Annotated in this window: 16 protein-coding genes and 1 tRNA gene; 13 read left to right on the top strand and 4 right to left on the bottom strand. The window is 56.0% G+C overall.

The genetic code is table 11. The features are described 5' to 3' along the window. The first annotated feature begins 103 nt into the window (after window positions 1–103). Window positions 104–832 (top strand): pentapeptide repeat-containing protein, encoded by a 729-nt coding sequence (locus tag B0G80_RS10400; protein ID WP_116117942.1) that lies wholly within the window; start codon window positions 104–106, stop codon window positions 830–832. 827 nt (window positions 833–1,659) lie between these two features. On the opposite strand, the gene B0G80_RS10395 is transcribed toward B0G80_RS10400, so the two are convergent. The 3 genes from B0G80_RS10395 to B0G80_RS10385 all read right to left on the bottom strand — a co-directional run bounded on the left by B0G80_RS10395 (window position 1,660) and on the right by B0G80_RS10385 (window position 4,014). Further along, window positions 1,660–1,986 (bottom strand): hypothetical protein, encoded by a 327-nt coding sequence (locus tag B0G80_RS10395; protein ID WP_116117941.1) that lies wholly within the window; start codon window positions 1,984–1,986, stop codon window positions 1,660–1,662. Between the two features lie 212 nt (window positions 1,987–2,198). Beyond that, the gene (locus B0G80_RS10390; RefSeq protein WP_116117940.1) at window positions 2,199–2,909 is read right to left on the bottom strand and encodes a peptidoglycan DD-metalloendopeptidase family protein; all 711 of its coding nucleotides are present in this window, start codon (window positions 2,907–2,909) and stop codon (window positions 2,199–2,201) included. A 196-nt stretch (window positions 2,910–3,105) separates the two neighbouring features. Then, on the bottom strand, window positions 3,106–4,014 hold the full coding sequence (locus B0G80_RS10385) for an aldose epimerase (protein ID WP_116117939.1): 909 nt from the start codon (window positions 4,012–4,014) through the stop codon (window positions 3,106–3,108). Between the two features lie 652 nt (window positions 4,015–4,666). Between B0G80_RS10385 and B0G80_RS10380 the strand changes: the two genes are divergently transcribed. From B0G80_RS10380 to B0G80_RS10350, 8 genes are all read left to right on the top strand, one after another. Next, the gene (locus B0G80_RS10380) at window positions 4,667–5,497 is read left to right on the top strand and encodes an undecaprenyl-diphosphate phosphatase (protein ID WP_106283690.1); all 831 of its coding nucleotides are present in this window, start codon (window positions 4,667–4,669) and stop codon (window positions 5,495–5,497) included. Window positions 5,498–5,906: 409 nt separating this feature from the next. Further along, window positions 5,907–5,983: transfer RNA gene (locus B0G80_RS10375), tRNA-Arg, on the top strand. Between the two features lie 146 nt (window positions 5,984–6,129). Beyond that, window positions 6,130–7,554 (top strand): site-specific integrase, encoded by a 1,425-nt coding sequence (locus tag B0G80_RS10370; RefSeq protein WP_116117938.1) that lies wholly within the window; start codon window positions 6,130–6,132, stop codon window positions 7,552–7,554. A 175-nt stretch (window positions 7,555–7,729) separates the two neighbouring features. Further along, on the top strand, window positions 7,730–9,280 hold the full coding sequence (locus tag B0G80_RS45225; protein WP_147309852.1) for a hypothetical protein: 1,551 nt from the start codon (window positions 7,730–7,732) through the stop codon (window positions 9,278–9,280). Continuing rightward, window positions 9,253–10,929, top strand: a complete 1,677-nt coding sequence (locus B0G80_RS10365) for a hypothetical protein (protein WP_147309851.1) — start codon at window positions 9,253–9,255, stop codon at window positions 10,927–10,929. Before B0G80_RS45225 ends, B0G80_RS10365 begins: the two co-directional genes overlap by 28 nt. Beyond that, entirely contained in the window at window positions 10,916–11,566 is a 651-nt protein-coding gene (locus B0G80_RS45220) for a hypothetical protein (protein WP_147309850.1), read from the top strand. Before B0G80_RS10365 ends, B0G80_RS45220 begins: the two co-directional genes overlap by 14 nt. A 9-nt stretch (window positions 11,567–11,575) precedes the next feature. Next, complete coding sequence (locus B0G80_RS10355) at window positions 11,576–12,031, top strand: hypothetical protein (protein ID WP_116117935.1); 456 nt, start codon at window positions 11,576–11,578, stop codon at window positions 12,029–12,031. A gap of 170 nt (window positions 12,032–12,201) precedes the next feature. Further along, entirely contained in the window at window positions 12,202–14,133 is a 1,932-nt protein-coding gene (locus B0G80_RS10350; protein ID WP_220377457.1) for an AAA family ATPase, read from the top strand. 849 nt (window positions 14,134–14,982) lie between these two features. Here the strand turns inward: B0G80_RS10350 and B0G80_RS45785 are convergent. Further along, on the bottom strand, window positions 14,983–15,420 hold the full coding sequence (locus tag B0G80_RS45785) for a helix-turn-helix domain-containing protein (protein WP_220377456.1): 438 nt from the start codon (window positions 15,418–15,420) through the stop codon (window positions 14,983–14,985). Window positions 15,421–15,647: 227 nt separating this feature from the next. Between B0G80_RS45785 and B0G80_RS10340 the strand changes: the two genes are divergently transcribed. The 4 genes from B0G80_RS10340 (at window position 15,648) to B0G80_RS10320 (ending at window position 19,344) form a co-directional block, all read left to right on the top strand. Then, complete coding sequence (locus tag B0G80_RS10340; protein ID WP_116117934.1) at window positions 15,648–17,381, top strand: hypothetical protein; 1,734 nt, start codon at window positions 15,648–15,650, stop codon at window positions 17,379–17,381. 360 nt (window positions 17,382–17,741) lie between these two features. Continuing rightward, complete coding sequence (locus B0G80_RS48020) at window positions 17,742–18,008, top strand: helix-turn-helix domain-containing protein (RefSeq protein ID WP_116117933.1); 267 nt, start codon at window positions 17,742–17,744, stop codon at window positions 18,006–18,008. Further along, window positions 18,002–18,559 (top strand): HAD domain-containing protein, encoded by a 558-nt coding sequence (locus B0G80_RS10325; RefSeq protein ID WP_408967698.1) that lies wholly within the window; start codon window positions 18,002–18,004, stop codon window positions 18,557–18,559. The genes B0G80_RS48020 and B0G80_RS10325 overlap by 7 nt, the downstream gene beginning before the upstream one ends. A 365-nt stretch (window positions 18,560–18,924) precedes the next feature. After that, window positions 18,925–19,344, top strand: coding sequence for a hypothetical protein (locus tag B0G80_RS10320; protein WP_258878875.1), 420 nt, complete (start codon window positions 18,925–18,927; stop codon window positions 19,342–19,344). Window positions 19,345–19,409: the final 65 nt, after the last annotated feature.

The following is a 19,409-nucleotide window of genomic DNA, read 5'->3' as shown; positions in this document are numbered from 1 at the left end:
GCGGGTTCCGGCGGGGCCGTTACTATAAACCATCGGCGCGGGCCGCCAGCGCGGCGCGCGTTCCGGTAGGCTATGGGTCCTGCGAAATTCATTCTGAACCTTCATGTCACTGGATTCAACGGCGCCGGCTTCGGCCGCGCAAGCTCACGTCGTGACCGACGTTGCGCTCACGCGCGCGGAGGTGGAACGGCTCATCGCGGCAAGCCTTGCCGGCAATAAAGCGCCGCTTCATTTCACGGACTGCGATTTCGAAGGCGTCGACCTCTCGCGTCTCGATCTGCGCGGCGCCGAGTTTCACCGCTGCACGATCGTCGAGACGTCGTTTTTCGGCGCGACGCTCTCGCATACCCTCTGGGCCCGTTGCCGTGGCCGCGAGGCGGATTTCGCGTCGGCCGATCTGGTCGACGCGGCGTTTCAGTCGAGCGATCTCAACAATACCGGCTGGCGACGCGCCAAGCTGGCTTCAGCGTCGTTTCATAGCTGCAAGCTGACCGGCGCCAATTTCGAGGCGTGCACGGCGCTGGGTTTGAGCTTCGTCGAAACGCTGCTGGTCGGCGCGCACCTGCGCGGCCTGTCGTTTCGCAAAGCCACCCTGCAACAACTTGATTTCTCCGATGCCGACCTGGCCGGCGTCGACTTCCGCGAAGCGATCTTCGACGGCGGCAGCCTGAAGGATGCCCATTTGAAGGGCGCCCGCTTCGACGGCGCGGACCTGCGCGAAGCCGACCTCAGCGGCGTGCGGCTGGTGGACGCCGCGCTCTTCAAGGGCGCGACGATCTCGCATGCGCAGGCGGCCGTGCTCGTCACCGAGCTGGGTTTGCGGGTCATGTGAGCGTGCTCTCAAGTTGGCCGATTTTAGCCATTCGGCCTCCTTGAACGATTGGATGCCGATGCTTATCATTCGAATGGTCGAATCAATTAAGCCGGTCCATTTTTAGTGCTGCAATTTGTCGGCGGATTTAATCGCTTTGATATTTACGCTGTTTGCGAATTGCTGTGAAGAAGCTGGCTACTTTGATTAAGTCGGTCAATATCGGATAATAATGCGAAAGAGTGCGGTGGCGCACTAAAGCTACGCAGTACGTAAAGCGTCCGAATCATGCTGGATGGGTTAGCAGAAATCCGCCAGTGGCCTTTCCTCAGGCTTTTCGGGCCGTTTTCGGGCGGATCCCTTGCCTCGCCCGGTTCTGCGGGCAATATCGGGTTTCGAGTCGCGCCCCTTTAAAGCGTTTCATGTTGAAACGGCGGGCGCATTTAGCCTGTATGATTCCGACTTTTCTCGTTCACATAACGCGGAATCCGTACGCCGCATCACACTGACTGCGAAATTAATATATTGCGCTTGTAAAAGGGGATTGTTAGATTTCGTTCTGGCGCATGGTGAACCGGTCCTTTGCCGATATGCGCCGAACCCCCGTTAGCCCGGCCTCGTGCCGGGCTTTTTTTCTTGCCGCGCTACGTCCGAGTCACCACTGGTTCACATGTGCAGTGGATCATGAAAGCTTACATTTCCTCGCACCAGCATGACCGCGCTAATCATTTTTCTCGGCATCTGCCCGTTCGCGCTTGGCGTCCTGGTCGCGTTCGCCGCGCGCATCGATCCGCGCTCAGGACGCTGGCGCCGCCGCTAGCTCGGCTGCGGCGCGCGTGGCGTCGTCGTTATTGCTTGCAGCGAACCACCATCGAACGGTTCTTCACGTTCGCACCGAAAATACCGCCCACCGTGCCGCCCGCGGTCGCACCGTTGTCGACATCTTTCGAAACGACGTCGTAGCCGTAGTTGCCGCAGACCTGACCCGCCTGCTTGTAGCACTCGGCCCAGCTCGAACTTGCATCGCTGCCGCTGCAGTTGATTGCAAAGCCGGTGTCGCCGCTCGGCAGGTAGGTCATGGTCGTGGTGCTGGAGCAGCCGCCGAGGCCGCCGAGCGTCAGCAGGCCGAGACCGATCGCCGCGGCCGTCGCGACGGACGCAAATGCGCTCTTCATACAGATTCCTTACAGATAGACGGAGAAAGACGTGACGCGAAGCCACGTCGTGTCCTGATTGAGCGTTTTATAACACGCCGGGTTCCCTCGGCCGCCGTTGCAGAACGCATGCCCGGCAATAGGCGGCGCAGGCGGCGCGACAGCACGCGGGCGGTACAGCCGGGCCGGGAGCGCCCGCTGGCGGGACAGCCCGTGCCAACCCCAGCCAGCTTCTAGCGTGGCGGCAGAGCCCGCGACGGATCGATTGAGCGGCCCTGATAGCGCAGTTCGAAGTGCAGCATCACGCGGTCTGTATCGGTGTCGCCCATCTCGGCAATTTTCTCGCCGCGCGTGACCGACTCGCCTTCCTTCACCAGCAGCACGCGGTTGTGGGCATAGGCGGTCAGATACTCGGCGTTGTGTTTGAGAATCAGCAGATTGCCATAGCCGCGCAAGCCGTTGCCGGCGTACACCACCGTACCGGGCGCCGCGGCGACGACGGGCGTGCCCGCTGCCGACGAGATATCGATGCCCTTCGAACTGCCGCCGTCGAAACGCCGGATGACCGTGCCGTCGGCCGGCCATACCAGCGAGATCGTCGAAGCCGGCGGCGCGGACGGTGCGCTATCGACGGGCGCCGGACGTGGCGTGGCCGAAGCACTGCCGCTTCCGCTGCTGCGTACCGCGCCACTGGTCGATGCGGCGCCGCCCGGCGGCGCGACGCGCAGCACCTGGCCGACCTCGATGCTGTCCGGATTAGTCAGATTGTTCCAGCGCACGATGCTTTGCACCGATTGCCGGCTACTGCGCGCGATCTTCGACAGCGTATCGCCCCGTTCCACCCGATAAAAGCCCGGCCCCACCGGCGCCGACCCGCACGCGGCGAGCAGTGCTACCAACGACGCGCACGCGAGCCGTTTCATCATTCTTGTTGTGCTAAGCATTGGACCTCGCAAAGCGCTGCCGCGCGCCGATCCCGATCACGCGGCAGGTAGATACAAAGCGCTCGATTCTAACGGTTTTGCGCTGCAGCACGCGAAAAGCGGGCCACGCGGCAGGCACGCACGGCGCAGGCTGCGGCGAAATGCAGCGAAATTCGCCTTAAAGCCGACTACGCCGCGTTGTCTGGAATCCCCGCAATCAACCCAGCCTGGCGACGCTGATGCGCAGCGCCGCGACCTCTGTCTGCCCCGCTTCGAGCCAGCGCAGACCCAAGCCGTTGTGAATCGCGTCCGGCAGTCCGAGCCACGGTTCGACACAGTAGAAGTCCGACTCCGGTGCTTCGGTCCACGTGGTCACAGCGTACCAAGGCACCGAGCCCGGCCGTTGCAGGTCGATGGTGATGAGCCGGTCGAGGCCTGACGCGACGAGCCGCACCGGTTGATCCGGTGTGCCGATGAGGCAATGAAAGCGGTCATGGATGCGCGCCTCGTCGAGCGTATAGCGCGCTTCGCCCGGCTCGGCGGCGCTGATCGAGCCGTCTTCCTGCTGAAAGCACCGTTGCGTGCGCGGCAGCTCGAGCGAGGTCTCGCCACGCTGCGTGTGCGGCAGCGTGAAGTAGAAGTGATGACCGGCGTAGTAGGGCAGGCGCGTATCGCCGGTATTGGTGGTGGTGAACGTGACGTCGAGCGTATGCGCGTCCACGAGGTCGTAGGCGGCCTCGAAACGGAAGCCGAATGGATAGCCGCCGCGGGTCGCCTCGCTGTCGGTGAGGATCATGCGCAGGCCGGCGCCGTGCACGTCGGCGTGGGCTTCAAACGGCAGGTCGCGGGCGAAGCCGTGCATCGGCAATTCACGCACTATGCCCTGAGCGTCACGCCAGAAACCGATCTTGCCGTCGACACGATGCCGGCCGAGAAACGGAAACAGCAGCGGATTGCCGCCGCGAATTCGCGCCGGCTGGCTCCAGTCGGCGTGCTCCGGCCAATGGATGACTTCTTCGCCGCCGATCGTCCACGACATCAGTCTGCCGCCGGCTTGCGGCGCGAAACGGAGCACGGAGGCGTCCTGGGCGATCTCGAGAATGTCCTGTTGCGGGGAGAGGGGCATGGTCGATGGATTGATGAGTAAGAGGTTGAAGGCAGATCCAGGATGGCCGGCGACGGCGCCATCCTGGCGTACGCGCGTGGGAATTTGCCGCGCGGCGCCGCGCGAGAGAATGATTTTGCGCTGCTTTCCGCTACGGGGAAACCCTTCTGGGGAAATTGCGGGTGTCGCCGCAAGGCTATCCTTGCCGATAATTCGTCTGACTGCCCGGTAACTTCGACGACCGGGCGAGACTGCCTCAGGAGGCTGTATGGATCTCGCAATGGCAATGGCTGTTACGTTGTTCGGCATGTTCGCGGCAAGCACGGTCTACTTCTTTTACAAGCTCGAACGCTGATCCGGGCAGTCCGCGCCTGCTGGCTCTGCTCGTCAGACGCGTCGGGCTATTGGGCAAGGCTTCTTCTACCGTGTACCACGCGGTTCGTTTCACATCATTTCGCTGATCCCACAGGGCGGCCATTCGCGGCGCCCGCTCCTTTTTCTGCGGCGTAACAACGGTTTCGAGTTGTGACGCAACGCACAATATTTCCCCGAATGCGGTTCAAACGCTTGGCGCTGACATTGCAGCCAGGCATAATCGGTGCGCTTTGAGGCGCACGTCGATTCCTTATCCGGCGCGCTTGTCCCCGACATTTTCCTTACAAGGACGCCCCGCGTGAACCTGTCGTTTCTCATTTTCCTGAGCGTGCTGCAAGGCGTCACCGAACTGTTTCCAGTGAGTAGTCTCGGCCATACGCTGCTCGTGCCCGCCCTGTTCGGCATGCATATCGACAAACACGCGCCGCAATTGCTGCCGTTCCTCGTCGCGTTGCATCTCGGCACGGCGCTCGCGCTGCTTTGGTACTTCCGCAAACGTTGGTGCGCGCTGGTGCGCGGTTTCTTCGCGTCGTTCGGCGGCCGTCGCAACGACGACGCGCACATGATGTGGGCGCTCATCATCGGCACCATTCCGGCGGGTCTGGTCGGACTGATTCTGGAAAAGCGGCTCGAACGGCTTTTTCACGATTTGCGGATCGTCGCAATCGCGCTGATCGTCAACGGCGTGCTGTTGTGGTTCGGCGATCGCCTGCAGCGTTCGCGCGCGCATCAGGCGCCGGAGAAGCTGAGTTTCGGTCAGGCGTTTTTCGTCGGTCTTGCGCAGATCGGCGCGTTGATTCCGGGTTTCTCGCGTAGCGGCCTGACGATGATTGCCGGCAACGCTGCTGGCCTCACGGCGGAAAAATCGGCGGAGTTCTCGTTCCTTCTCGGCACACCGATTATTTTCGCGGCGGGCGTGCTCGAGTTGCCGAAGCTGTTCCATGCGCCGGGCCAACTCGCCGATGCGTTGCTCGGCGGTGTATTGACGGCGATCGCGGCCTATCTCAGCGTGCGGTTCCTGATGCGCTATTTCGAAGGCCGCGGACGCCTGGCGTCGTTCGGCGTATATTGCGTGATCGCCGGTATCGTGTTTCTCGGCTGGTTCATGCTGCATCCGCAGACGGTCTGATGGCGTTCGCCGTGTCCGCTAGCGTGCGCTGGCGGGCAGGGGACGATCGGTTATAATCCGGGCCCGGCTCAGCTTGCCGGGCCTGTTTGTTTGGTGGTCTGTTTCCTGACAGCAGCCGGTGTGACGCGCAGATTGTCTGCCACGCACGCGCCGGAGTGGCTTTCCTGTCTACGGCACGGTCAGTTAGAATTTCCGTATCCCACGAACCTTGTTGCTTGCAGAGCCACAGGTTCCAATACCCGGGAGCAGGATCTCATTGCGGGCGATGCACGTTGTACGCGGCTGCATCGCCTCAGTTCAATACGGCAGTAGCTCAGCTGGATAGAGCATCGGCCTTCTAAGCCGAGGGTGGGGGGTTCTTATGGTGGGTTGTTTTAGTTGCATCTTACTAGCGTAGATTTTTTGATTTCCGCCCTTAGCTCAGACGGATAGAGCAACGGCCTTCTAAGCCGTAGGTCACACGTTCGAATCGTGTAGGGCGGGCCAGTTTCCTCCCATACCAACGTCATCGTTGCGTCCAGATTTCTCGACGGCGAGCATTTTTCCGCCAAAGTCGCTGCCTAATTTCCCACCTCTTTCGATTCGCTGAAACCCTCTGTTACGTTCGGGCTAGTTGCGTATTTGGAGGTGCCATGTTTTCGCATGTGACTCTTGTAGAGACCGCGAAAGGGGGCCAAACGACTTGGCGTTTGCTGGGCCCCGATGGCCTTCCGCTTGTCGCCTTCGACGCCTTCGCCGACTACTTGCTGCGCAAGCGGCGCAAGCGGAACACTAGGGAGACGTACTGTCGTCACACGGCCGAGGCCGTCGACTATGCATTCGACGCTGCGGCCGTCCTTTTGTCAGACCAGCGACCTCCGCGACAACTGACAAAGCTTGACCTTGAGGCGATTTTCGAGGCGTATGACGAGTACTTGGTCATGGGCGAGCATTCCGGCAACGCTTTGGCTCGGCTCGTGGGTTCGGTACGACCTTCCCCGATGAACAGTGCCGCGAGTTCGGCACTCAAACACGCGTCACTACGCCGGTTTTTAAAGCTTTCGGAAAGGGCGCGGCGTCAGGCGCTTGATATGTTGCGTGCGGGCTTTAGCAGTTTGGACACCGACCCGTCGCCGCTATTGCCTGGCACAGGCACAAGAGTGGCAATCAATCCTAGTGAGCTTCGGGCAATGAAAGAATCCTCGATGCTTGCGGGCGTGATAGCCGGGGGGCCTAAAACCAAAGAGAGCATCCTCCTTCCTTTACCTCTCCGTTCAACCGCCTATAACCGCGCACGGGCTTTTCCTTTCGACGACATTCCTAAACTGATTGCGTCGTTGCCGACGTACCGCGACAGGGCGTTTTATGCGCTGCTGGCTGCTTGCGGCTGCAGGTCTCATGAGGGCTTGCAATTGCTTTTTGACGATATCGACGTAAAGAGCGGAACCGTTAGTCTCATTGAGCCGGCGTCGCGTAAGAATCATCAGAGTTACCTCTACCTTTCCCCGCTGCAGCGCGAGCGCATGTGCTGGAAGGGACGAGCGACGAAGCTGACGCTTTTGATTGAGCCTTTCGCATCGATGTTTTTCGAAGCGCTTGAGGGCTACATGAAGCGTGAATACGTTCCACACGGCCTTCACAGATTTGTTTTTCAATATTTGGCTAACGGATTAGAGGGAGAGCCATTCTTTCTCAGTTTGGCTAGTTCAAGACGTGAAACGTTTCACTCCGCAGTACAGCGCGCTGATATCGAAACCGCTGTTGCAGGTCCGCACTCGCTTCGCCACGCCTACGGAACGTATCTTTTAAATTATTTTCCTCGAATAAATGGGCAGTATGGTTTGCCATTGGCAATCGTTCAGCAACTAATGGGGCATGCGGATATAAAATCTACAAAAAAATACGCTCAACTGGATGAGAGTCTGCGGATTTTGGAACTTGAGCATGCGAATTCAATGGTGTTTCAGGGTGAAAAGCCTAAATCAATCCTGGAGCTGAAGTTGCGGGCCCTCAATTCCGAGGTGGAGCGAGTTGAAGCCGCTCTCCGAAAGGAAGCTGCATTAGAGTTGGCGGTATGAGATGATAAATACCACGAGCGACGAATTGGTCTTCAATGTGTCCGGAGACAAATTAAATTCGGCGGTTCGCGAGGCGCTCCGTCGCTCGTCAAGAGCAATGTTGGACGCCTATAAGATGCGAGACATAAATCTAAGTGGAGTAACGACTAAAACTAATCTTCCAGCATGCTATTCCATGTTGGTCGAATTGTCGGCTCTGAAAACAAATAATTTAAAATTCAATAAAGCGTATGTCCAAAATGCGTCTTCCCTATATGCCGAGCGAAAAATAAAGCCAACCGAACAACAGTTCAACGACTTTACGTTGTGCTCGGGACAAGGCGCGTTGGCTTACAAAACGAGTTATTTAAACGTGTTCACGACAGGCGTAGGAGTTTTCTTATTGGCTCTACATAGTCTAAGGGCTATCACACTTCCGTCGTCTTTCGATTGGCCATTCCCCCGTCGAGTGAATGGAAAATACGTTGAAATTGGTATCTTGGTGTGTTCGCCAATGCTGCGTTTCATTCGTGAGCTGGACGCAACTGACAATAAGTTGCCACATCCCGCTTTCGCACCTGTAGGTCAAGACTTAAAGAGACGCCAATATTTTCAAACATATGCAACAAAGCTTTTGCTGGCGACGGGCTGGCATAGCCCGTCTGAAGGAAACCTGGCCGACCTGGCCGACATAAAAAAGGCTGAATCGAAAGGCAGACTATATGGTAATCATATGCTCCCGATTAGCCTGCTCGTTGATGTTTTGAGACGTAAGTATGAGAAAGAGTTTTCGGTATCCGTAAACGATTGGGAGGTCGAAATCGCATCCCTTAGCGTATCTCTCGGTCACGAGAGAGCTCACGACCAACTTGTGGATGAGGCGGATGATTTCGTTGAAGCCGTCCTGAGTAGCAGACCCTCAGTGGCGTCGCCGGCTTCTCTTCGCAAACGAATGACATCCATAGCTTCAACTCCTGAGTTGAAATGCGCGCTGGAAAGTTGGTTGAATTTGGAAGAGCTTTATGTCCGAAAAATTCGAAGAGAGAGTTATAAGGAAATAAAATTCGCTTTCGGATATTTGAATTTGTACCTTTTCTTTTATTTGCCTCGCTGGTTTGCAGGTAATCCGGATAGCAAACTGGTTTTCCCTTCAGCACCGAATCGGTTGATTTCGAGCGTGTTTGTGTCGCGCCTTCTCGTCACATCAGAAAAATTACCGCTTACGTTTATGGAAGTGATGGACAAAGTAGCGGAAAGACGTAATTGGGTTGGCAACTCATACTACGCCAAGTTAAAGCAAATAGAGCTGTTTTTTGCATTTATAGAAAAAAATTCCGATGAACTGCCAGGGTGCGACGGATTTAAACAACCGCTTTCCAGTGAAGATTACCCGAGCACGTCGGGGTCTACGGGAACAGATAAGCAACCAATGCCCAGAAGGCTCTTCGGTACGTTTATCGATTACGTAGAGGCAATACGGTGTCATCTTTGGGTTATTCAATCAAGAATTTTGGACGGACAGCTCGACGCTGTGGGTTTTGATGAGGAAATTTCATCGAAGGGACGAATATTGACACATTTGAGACTTCCGGATATGTGGGTTTTATTCCAATTATTTTCGTCTTGGAGGGTCCAAGACGAAAATCCAGAGCGATTCCCCTTCGTTTCATCCCGAATTGTTTATGGCTCGATTGGTTTGAACTCAAAAATAAACAGCAATTGCTGCTGCCCCAGCCGCATGGACTGAATAATATTCTTGTTTCACTATATACCGGACTGCGGAATAATCACATTCAATGGTTGGATGCAAAAACATTTGACTGTCGAGTTACGGAGGAAGACCGTCTGTTCGCGAAGTTGCACACCAATACGGATAAGACAAAGAAAAGTGCTTGGGAACCTCACGTCAATTTTCGCGTGATTGAAATCTTGCGTAGCCAAAAGGAGTGGCGAGGACTTATCAATTGGCCTGGTTTCAAAGAACTTCTTTATTATAATAACAACGAAAAAACAAAGTGGCCAAAAATATTTCCGTTGTTTTCTGCTGTTGCTGATGGGCGACCGCATCCGGACTCCAGATACGAACGTACTTGGCGGGCTGTTCTGGGAAGTTTTCAAGCCATCTTGCCTGACATTGATGAGGCGTCCAATTTCCGATTGTGCTCGTTGGAACCACCATACGTGGAGTTTCTTGATGTAGATGCAAAAGCGAAGAAGGAGAAGTACGGACTCGAATGCAACGAAACAGGAGTATGTCTTCTGGACGTCAAAAGCAAGATAACGCCGCACAGCGCGCGCGTCAGCGTTGTGTCGCAATTCATTACCTTTTTGCCGGCCGAGATGATTGGTACATACATCACCGGTCAGACGCCTGCTACGGTTCATCATTACGTGAAGCTCGACCCCGAGTTTCTCGAGATTGAGCAAGTTCATCAAAGCATGGTTCTCCGCGAGCGAGCATATCGCAACGAACTGGAGGCGTTCGCGACGGCGCCACGTGTGCCCGATAGATTCATAAGAGCCGACGACGTCAACTCGCACCTCGCCAAGAGTCTGCGTTCCAATCTGGACGAGACCTTAACTTCCTACGGTTGCATCAGTATCGTTTTGAACGAAGGGAGCACTAACGGCCTCGATGTTTTGCGCGAGACCCGGGCAGCGTACGCCGTCGAGAACAAAACGGAGATTTGCCCGTATGCAAATCACTGCCCGCCTGAGGTCGTGAAAATGTGGCGGGGACCGCACCGGTGCGGTCTGTGCCAATACGCGGTTCGGTCTGTTGACCACCTACCTGCGGTGGCAGCAAAGGCAAATCAGTTTGACGAGATACTTTTTGCTCTGACTGAGAAGATTGTCGCCGCCATGAACAGCGACGACCCTAGATATTCAGATGCTGAACTTGACCGTCTCGAAGAAGAGCGTTTGCGGATAGGAGAGGAACTCGCAGGCTGGAAAGTGAGCGAAGAAGTTCTTGATGCGACCAGATGCCGTATTGCGGCGGGCGAAGAAACGCGACGATGGGTCGTGCAAGCTCCGGAAATCATCTTGCAAGACCTACAGCGCGTTGCGGTTCCATCGAATGCGACAGCGTACCTGCTTCAACGCTTGCAGGAGTGCATTGTGTACCCAACACTTGAAAGTCCCCAGATGCGAGCAAAGTTTGATTTGCTCAGGCGCTCACTTCTGGCGAGAACTGGCCGTTTGGATGAGGCATTCAGCTTTGCGGCGCCGGTTAGCCCAGCAGAAGAGTGTGCGGGTTTGTTACGGAGTATGGTTGAAGCAAATACGCTCACTTACGACGACTTGGTGAATTTGCTTGAACGTGACCAGCACCTGCAAAACTTTGCGCCCACACACTTGTTGCCGGAGTCCGGGGTCGGTAATGGCGAAAAATAGGAACACATTTGAAGCTTATCAAGAAGATAAGCAGTCGAATCGAGAAACGCTGATTACGGAATTTCTTGAGTATTCGAAGAAGTCGCGCGCAAAATATCCACACGTTACGGCACTGGCCTCCGCCGCCGCGGGTCATATAGCGTTGAGCGAAGGGCGACCGTGTGACCAGGCAACAATTTTGCGCAATAAAAGATATCGCATACTGTTGGACAGCCATCTGGCAACGCAAGCTCGCGGAGAAGTCGGGTATGTCTCACTTCAGACCGATGCTGGAAGGGAGGCAGCGCTGGTCTCCGCGCAACTAGAAAGCGCGAACCTTCGCCGAGACAATTCCCGGCTGAGAACATACGTTGCTTCTCTAGAATCCGCCTCGCATCAACCGGTTGCCGGTTCAGAACGAGACGGAAGCGACGGCGAGATGGCGTCCCGACCTAGCACCGAACAACTGCAAATCGATTTAGCGAAAACATGCCAAGCGCTTCACACACTATTGCGTTACTCCGAGAGGCTCATTCATTTCGATTCTGAGCATGGGGAGATTGTTGATAGGTCAAAGCTGCGCAGCAATGTCATCGTAGAGCAGAGGTTGTTGGGTCCATTCATCTCATGGTTAAAACTCAATCAGGGTATCGTGTGAGGTACGCAGATGAAGAACGGTCAGGAAATTGGGCAGGACTATGTTCAAGAATTGAGGGCGTTTTTCAAGGATGGTAAGTCTGTACCGCTGTCCTCCGATGGGATGCTCAATCTAGCAGAGCTTTCGAGATTGACGCGGATACCAAAATGCAGTTTCTATCAAAATTCCTCGCTGAAGGAGTGCTTGGAAGAGCATCTACAGGCTAAGGGCATCTCCCGTCGAGGGCCGGCGGCAAAAGAGTCAGCGCAGGGACCGTCCGGCTTCGAGCTAAGAGCGCCGTCCTCTGAACCATCGACTTCAGCTCTTGAACGCAGAGTCCAACAACTGGAGCAACGCAACGCGGTACTACTCGCGGAGGTGGGAAACTTGCGCGCACAACTTAGTCAGTTGCGACTTCGTTTGGGGCGGGAAGACATGATGCTGGAGTCGGGCCGGTGGATAGCCATTCCGGGTGCCCAGGCGTGAACGCGAAGGCAGACGTCGAGAGAGTTACGTTGATTGTCGACAAGACAGTAGTCGCCCTCTCAAATGGCTTTACGGTGTTCGACGGAAGTTCGTCGACTGGGGAGCGATTTCGTGTTGTCATACCCGGTGCCGTATTCACGAGAATACCGACTCGCGGAGAGGTGTGGTCCGTGGAAGGCGTCAGGAAAATCCACTCGACTTATGGCGCCGAACTGATAGCAGCTCGTTGCCGCTATGAATTACCACGGGGACGGCTCATTGTCTGCTATCTGGCCCATTCAGCGAATTTTCCTGGAATCGGCGAAACGAAAGCGCGCCGATTGTGGGATTTCTTTGGCGATAAACTTGCCGATGTGCTTGGTCGAGGTGACTTGGCCGCACTTTCCCAAGTGCTGACTCTACGAGTTGCACAAGGCCTTGTGGAAACCTGGGCCGAGCGAAAAGCAGAGGCCTCGGTTGTAGAATTTCTTGATGCACACGGCTTCGACCGTAACTTGGCAACCAAAGTTCGTCGGGCTTGGGGTAACGACGCGGCTCGCATGACGGAGCTAAATCCCTACTACTTACTAGCGTTCACGTCGTGGGCTGGTGTGGACGCAGCCGCTGCAAAGTTGGGGGTCGCGCACGATGACCCACGTCGCCTGATTGGGGCTGTTGAATCGTCTTTATATGACCGACTTTCAGATGGTCATACGCTTACTGACGAAGCTACGCTGATTCGAAGTGTTAATCGGCTTCTTGTCAGAAAATGCGGCGAACAGGCGCTCAATCTGGCTTTGGAAGGAGGAGTTGTTCTGGGTGGCGTGCAGACGGGGTATCAATCTGTGGGCGCGGCGGCAATGGAGCAAGCGGTGGTCGGAAGGATTAGGTCAATGCTAGCCAGCGATTTGTCCTTCCGCGACGAAGTGGGCACGGTAGCTCGTCAGTCTGATTTCATCGGAACGGCCATTGAACGCATTCAAGCTGTACAGGGGTTTAGTCTGAGTGTTGAGCAGATTGAAGCGCTGCGACTTCCCTTCAAGTCACAGTTCAGTATCATCTGTGGTGGCGCCGGGGTAGGAAAGACCACAGTCTTGGGCGCAATTGCGGAGGTTGCGAATGCGATGGGCTTAGAAGTAATCCAAATGGCACTTTCAGGCCGTGCGGCGAAGCGTATTGAAGAGAGCTCTGGTCACGCCGCTATGACCATTGCCAGATTCATTGCTGGCGTTTCGGGTGGCCAGTTGAAACATCCAACGTCTCGGGCGCTTGTTATAATCGATGAAGCCTCGATGTTGGACCTACCCACAACCCATCGGATTCTCCGGTGTCTGTCTGATGGGGTGAGGGTGCTTCTTGTTGGGGACCCGGCTCAATTGCCGCCCATCGGATTCGGGCTCATTTTCCATCGCCTCGCGAAAAATCCGCGAGTTCCGTTCGTTGAGTTGTCCAGGGTGGTTCGTCAATCTGCCGTTAGTGGAATTCCGAAAGTCGCGGAGGATGTGCGTTGTCATCGACTGCCTTCTCTTACGCCTTTTAAGGGGGTGCAGTCAGGCGTCAGCTTCATCGAGTGTAGCCCTGACGAGGTTGTGCAGCAGCTGCGAATGTTGGCGACCCGTTGGGAGGGGGAGGAGTGGAGGATTCTTTCAGCCCTCAAAGTCGGACGTGCAGGCGTGCGAGCAATCAATGACGCATTTCACTTCGACCGATGCTCAAGAGTTGAACGTCAATCCAATTTTGAGGTCGGTGAGCCGGTAGTTCACAATGTCAACGATTACACACGGTGTCTGACAAATGGTTCGCTTGGACGAGTTGCTGCCAGAGATGAATCTGGAGGCACTGTAATCGATTTTGACGGGCAACAATTTACGTTCCAACCGGAGGAGCTTCCTGGCCGCATAGAGCTTGCATACGCGATTAGTGTGCATAAAGCTCAAGGCTCTCAGTTCAAGCGCGTCGCCATCGTGATTCAGCAAAGTAGAGTGCTTGACCATTCACTCGTTTACACAGCGCTGACTAGGGGCGTAGCGCAGGTCGTTTTTGTGGGCGCGCGCGCAGCGTTTGAGTCAGCTGTCTTAAATCCCGCCTTTGCTCAACAGCGTTCTGTAGCATTTGATATTTGACGGTTCGAAATCTGGGCTCTTGGCGGCATCAACTGCATGCCAATGTAGCTAGATGCTAAAGCTCACGCTTGGTGCCAAGACACGAAGCGACCTAGTCTCTCGCGTCAGGGCCGCATACGAATGATGGCGGTTCTCGCACGTGTCTGGAGCGGTGACGACATGGTCAAATTCGAGCCCTTTCCGGAGCAGTGTGCTGCCAACTGACTTGTTCCTGAGAATACGACCTTTCTCACGACGTGTATTTGCAACCTGAAAACGCTGCGTCGTCAAGCTGCAGAGTCGGGTTCTCTGAGCACAGTCGCAACGCCGATTTGACGCAGTGGACCAGTTCTGGTCGCGCGGTCGTCACGCCAGTCGCGTTCTCAACACACCGAATCGCGTCCAGAACGCTCGCCAAGGAATCGCTGGTTGCGATGCCGGTCAACGCGAGCTCCGCTGGTGTGGCCGGTGTATTGGTGCGGGTCGGATTTGCCAGTAACGATTCGACGCGTTTCCTTTTATTCGATGCCCTCGCACGTCCACCTGCTCGACGCGTGGCCAGCTCGATATTTTGCGTTTTTGGCAACGGCTAAAACCGTCGCACTATAGGTTGCATGAAACCCATCGACCTGGAACCTGCAAGTTATTTCGATGCTAGCGAGCTCGCTGGCTTGCTCGGCGTGTCCGTCCGCACCGTCCGCTTGCGAGCAAGACACTGCCCTTGGCTGCTACCACCTCGCGCCATCCTGTACGACCGCGAACTGCTCCGTTGGCGCGCCGACGTAGTCAGCGCTTGGATTCAAACCGCGTCTCAAGCAACGCCTTGTTGCCACTCCAACCCGCAATCCGAAACCGCGTCGTCATCAACGACTAGAGAAGCTGCCCAGGCGTGACCTTAAGAGCAGCAGCAAGCTTTTCGAGAGTCTTCAGATAAAGCTTCGTCTCGCCTTTCTCGAGTACGGACACGTAGCCCGGCCGAAGTTGCGCCCGCGTGGCCATCACGCTTTGGCTGAGGCCGGCGGCCTCTCGCATCGATTTCACCTTTGCCATAACCTGCGCACTAGACGTCGCGTACTGAGTTTCGATACCACGCCTGACTTTGCCGCTCGGAGTATCAAGAAGCGCAGGCAACTCCACCCCCAAAACTTGAGCGAATTGGGCGGCTCTCTCGAGAGTAACGCTCGCCATTTTTCGTTCAATCCGGCTCACCTGTGTCGAATCGACGCCGACCTTGTTCGCCAACTCACTCTGCGACCAGTCGAGCTCTTCCCGACACCCCTTGAGATTTTGAGCGAAGCGTTCGGCCAAAGACGTCATCGATAGCTACGGAGATTTTAAGGCGCCGATAGTCCCACGCTATACGAAGTTAGTCTACGGTCAACTTCGTATAGACGTATTTCGTATAGTCAAACTTCGTATAGACAAACTTCGTATACCCGGGTAAATTTCGCCTATGTATCTTGAGCTAGGGCCAACGGCGCCTGAATTTAAGTTTCTTTGGGTTCAACACCCGCTCAAATTTAAGGAAGAGAAGGATGGCAATCTCGTCAGGGCTTTGGCGCGTGTTCCGCGACGACCCGTTCCCATGCATACAGTTGCTGGCGGGAGCGACCGCGGAGGAGCGTCGTGAATCGGTCGCTGCAGTGGAAAGTTGCGACATCCTGGTGGTCACGGGAGGGCTTGGCAGTCTTGATGAGGCAATACCGGCTTTAGTCGCAAAAGGCTTGCCGACAATTTACGTCTTGGGGTCAAGCGAACTGGTCGGACGGGACGCAGCAGATGCGGTCGAAGAGGCAAAGGCTCTTGCGGCAGGGTCGGCGGTACATGTTTTGGAAAAAGAGACAGTCGTCCTGCGAGGAGTCCGATTTGTAGGAACGACCCTTTGGACATCCTTTGACGAGTGGAGACCAGCCTTGGCGGCGGAATGCCTTGCACGCTGCCCGGATTTCAAAACAATCGATGCCTCATCGTGGTGGAGTGACCCCGCGATTAGCCGACAGGCAGAAGAGCTTTGCCGACAAGCAGGACTGCCGCCACCGAACTCTCGTTCCGCGCAAGAAGCGACCGCGTTCCATCCTGCGCTCTCGTTCATTGAAAATCGCAAGGCCGTCAGTTGGTTGAGCGAGCAATTGAGTGTTCCATTCGACGGACCCACAGTGGTCGTCTCGGAAAACCCTCCAGTGCGGGCGCCATTGCAAGCAGTACCTCACTACCGCGCTGACGATGTCGACTCGCTCGGCTGGCAGGGGCGAGAAGACCGCAAGGCGAACGCGTGCCTGTTTGCAGGGACGAATGACCTTCGATGGCTGCTTCGTCGTCAGCCGAGCATTGACGTCTGGATGCACGGCCGCATTCCGGCTCATAGCGATGTTGTTTCGGAGGGTGTTCGGATAGTGTCGCGTTCTGGACGCTGCACTCGCGTAGATGACGAACTGTCTTTTGGAGACATCCTTTCTCGCAGCTTGGCGACGAGAATGAAGCGAAAAGGCGCACGGAACGATGTTGGAGAGTCGCTGGAACGGGCCAACGCAATCATTCATCCGCCACCTGTACAGCTTGAGGCCGGACTGGCAGCCCCTTTATCAGAATCATTGCTGCCGCTGGCCCAGAAAATGAAGAAGCATGAGGTGGCGGTTCGCAACGTCGTGCCACTCACTATGAGCAAAAGCTCGATTCATCGCGCTTGTATTCGACGCGTTATCCACGAAGAGATGGAAGGGTTCGCGCAGATGGCGAAAGTGGCGGCAGCCATCGAAAGGGATTTGGTTGCAAGCGACGACCGTTGGCCCAATATCACTTTCCTGTTCAGTTCAGTTGATGCACCGCGCGGTTATCCCACGGAAATGAGCGAGCCCACGCAGTACGACTATTACTCGAAAGCCGACAGATTGTCAGCGCAAATCGACGAGGTCGAGTCGCTACCTTTTCGGGCCGCCACTCAGTTGGCCTTATGGTGCGACAGGGCACACGATGTGTTAGCTACCTTGGCCTCTGACCAAATAGAAGCGATGGTCGTTCGCCCGCCTATTGCAGCGTTACGCATTGCTGCTTGCGCTGCATTCGTGGAAGTGGTTGTGGTCGGCGATAAAGCTGCGCGCCTGGCGATTCTTCATCGACTTGTCGCTGCGCACCCGCCCACTGGCAAGCTGCAGCCAGCAATCCGCGTGTTGGACGCTGCGGCTCTGAACGATACTCAACCGGTCCTGCTTGACCTGAAGAAGCTTAAGGAAATCACCGACAACATCTCAGCGGCCGCGTTGTTTTCGTAGAAGACTTGGATGGCCTCACCGTTGACATATCACATGATTAAGGAAAGGTATAAATGGTGAGGATGACTGTTGAACTGTGGCAGGGTGACCGGGAAAGCGGCAGGCGCGTGATTGCACCTGCAGACATCGCGCGTGTGAAGGATGGCGCTCTCGCTGACTAACGGAAGAACTGCCCCCGCGGCCGATAACACCTGAGGTGGCTGTGCATGTACGCAGCAGTGACGGCATGCGTTACGTGCGTCTGGATGAAATACCTGAGCCAGTGAGAACGTTTTTTGGGCACAACATCGACGGCTCGAGTATTCCCGCACATGACTGTGCGTATGCCCACGACTGGCTTGACTTCCTAAACGGGTACCGATGATGCGGGGCGAGCTGCTGTCGGTCGCCGAGATTGCACGGCTTTTGAACGTGAGTCCTGGGTACGTGCGCAAACGATTGATGCGGAAACATGTCTTGAGTCCGATTATCGTGCGGCGCGGCCGTAAGTACGCACTGCGAGCAAAAGCGGAGGACTACAGCAAGAAACGTAGCAAGATTGAGCGCAGAGCACTTCGCGAACTGGCAATCGTATCGCAAGAAGCGGAGCTCTATGAAAAAACTAAAGCGGGGATATCAAGGTGTTGACAGGTGCTCCCGGACCGGCTTTCCAGATACCCCCGCCTAGGCACACAGGTGGCCTCGTTTTGTATCTAGATTTTGACGGAGTTCTTCACCCGGAGGACGTTTGGATGCGACCAAACAGAGGTCCCTTTATTGCTTCGCCGCCGGGCCACATGCTGTTCGAGCATGCGCCGCTCCTTGAACGAGTCCTGCTGCCTTACCCTGGTGTCCGGATTGTGCTGAGCACGTCTTGGATACGCATGTACGGCGGCAGTGTTGCGAAAGTGGCGCGTCGATTGACGCCAGACTTGCGGGCAAGGGTCGTCGGCGCCACGTTTCACAAAAGCATGGACGCGGAGTCTTTCAAGCAGTCGCCACGTGGTATGCAAATTTGGTCCGACGTGCTCCGTCGGCAGCCGCAAGATTGGCTCGCTCTGGATGATGATTACCTGCACTGGCCATCGTGGTGTCGCGATAAGCTCATTCGGACTCACGAAGTACTTGGCATCAGTGCGCCAACGGTGTTGGCCGAACTGCGAGCAAAACTTGCGCTGATGCACGGAGAGCTGCCATGAGCGCCACAAGCTACGAGTTGCCAGAGCCGCTCGTAGACACACAGGTGCGCGTATACGCAGAAAGGATGGGTGCTTTTTGCTACCAATCACGCTCCCCAGTCTGCGAGGGACGGTCGGTTATGCACGAGGGCACCCCTTGGCAGCAATGTATCGCTGCATTGCGCTCGCGTTCCGCGGACGGACCGTTCGTTGTATCAACTGCCATCACAGTGCTCGTGAGGCAGCGAAGTTTATCCGCGCCTAAGGCGCTGACGACGTGGCTTGTCGACATTGCCGTCGAAGACGGAGTTGCGCACGCTCGTGTGTACAGCACGTTACCCCGACTCGACGTCGGTCCCATTTCTGTTGGGCCGACGGATGATGTAGTGGTCGTCGCCATCAAAGTTCTTGAAGCTGCGATGCTTAAAATATCGTTTTACGACGGCCAGTACACGGGCGACGCGGCATCGCCTACTAAGCTATGCGACGTGGAGGGCAGCGCCGTACCGTTCGACCGGCCGCCATTTTTCCTACTGGAGGAAGTGTTTCATGTGCTCGAACATTGCACGGACAAGTACAGTACGCCTTGCCCGAGCGACGACTGGTTTACCGCGTTTATTGGTCGCAAAGCTGGCACAGAAGTAGAACCATTGGTGCGCCTCGACGTCGTTGCTCGAAGGGGCAGCGTGCATGCGACGATAGTGCATGAGGACGGTTCCCGTGGCGACACGGCGGCTGTTGGCTACGACGAGGGTGACGATGTCGCAACCATTGTGCGCAAAATCCTAGCTGTGTTGTTGCAGTAAAAATCTGTCATTGGAGGTGGCCACATGATGGTTGCAAGCTCACAGAGTTGTAGCAGAAGGAAGAC

The organism is Paraburkholderia sp. BL6669N2 (assembly GCF_003387275.1).
Lineage (GTDB): Bacteria > Pseudomonadota > Gammaproteobacteria > Burkholderiales > Burkholderiaceae > Paraburkholderia.
The sequence above is the reverse complement of the archived record's forward strand: the minus strand, read 5'-3'. Positions and strand labels throughout refer to the sequence as shown.

Bases quoted from the DNA above. Each gene is read 5' to 3' on its own strand.
- B0G80_RS10390 (WP_116117940.1), bottom strand. From the start codon at position 2,909: ATGCTTAGCACAACAAGAATGATGAAACGGCTCGCGTGCGCGTCGTTG.
- B0G80_RS10340 (WP_116117934.1), top strand. From the start codon at position 15,648: ATGGCAATCTCGTCAGGGCTTTGGCGCGTGTTCCGCGACGACCCGTTC.
- B0G80_RS10355 (WP_116117935.1), top strand. From the start codon at position 11,576: ATGAAGAACGGTCAGGAAATTGGGCAGGACTATGTTCAAGAATTGAGG.
- B0G80_RS45225 (WP_147309852.1), top strand. From the start codon at position 7,730: ATGTTGGTCGAATTGTCGGCTCTGAAAACAAATAATTTAAAATTCAAT.
- B0G80_RS10385 (WP_116117939.1), bottom strand. From the start codon at position 4,014: ATGCCCCTCTCCCCGCAACAGGACATTCTCGAGATCGCCCAGGACGCC.
- B0G80_RS48020 (WP_116117933.1), top strand. From the start codon at position 17,742: ATGATGCGGGGCGAGCTGCTGTCGGTCGCCGAGATTGCACGGCTTTTG.
- B0G80_RS10370 (WP_116117938.1), top strand. From the start codon at position 6,130: ATGTTTTCGCATGTGACTCTTGTAGAGACCGCGAAAGGGGGCCAAACG.
- B0G80_RS45220 (WP_147309850.1), top strand. From the start codon at position 10,916: ATGGCGAAAAATAGGAACACATTTGAAGCTTATCAAGAAGATAAGCAG.
- B0G80_RS10400 (WP_116117942.1), top strand. From the start codon at position 104: ATGTCACTGGATTCAACGGCGCCGGCTTCGGCCGCGCAAGCTCACGTC.
- B0G80_RS10395 (WP_116117941.1), bottom strand. From the start codon at position 1,986: ATGAAGAGCGCATTTGCGTCCGTCGCGACGGCCGCGGCGATCGGTCTC.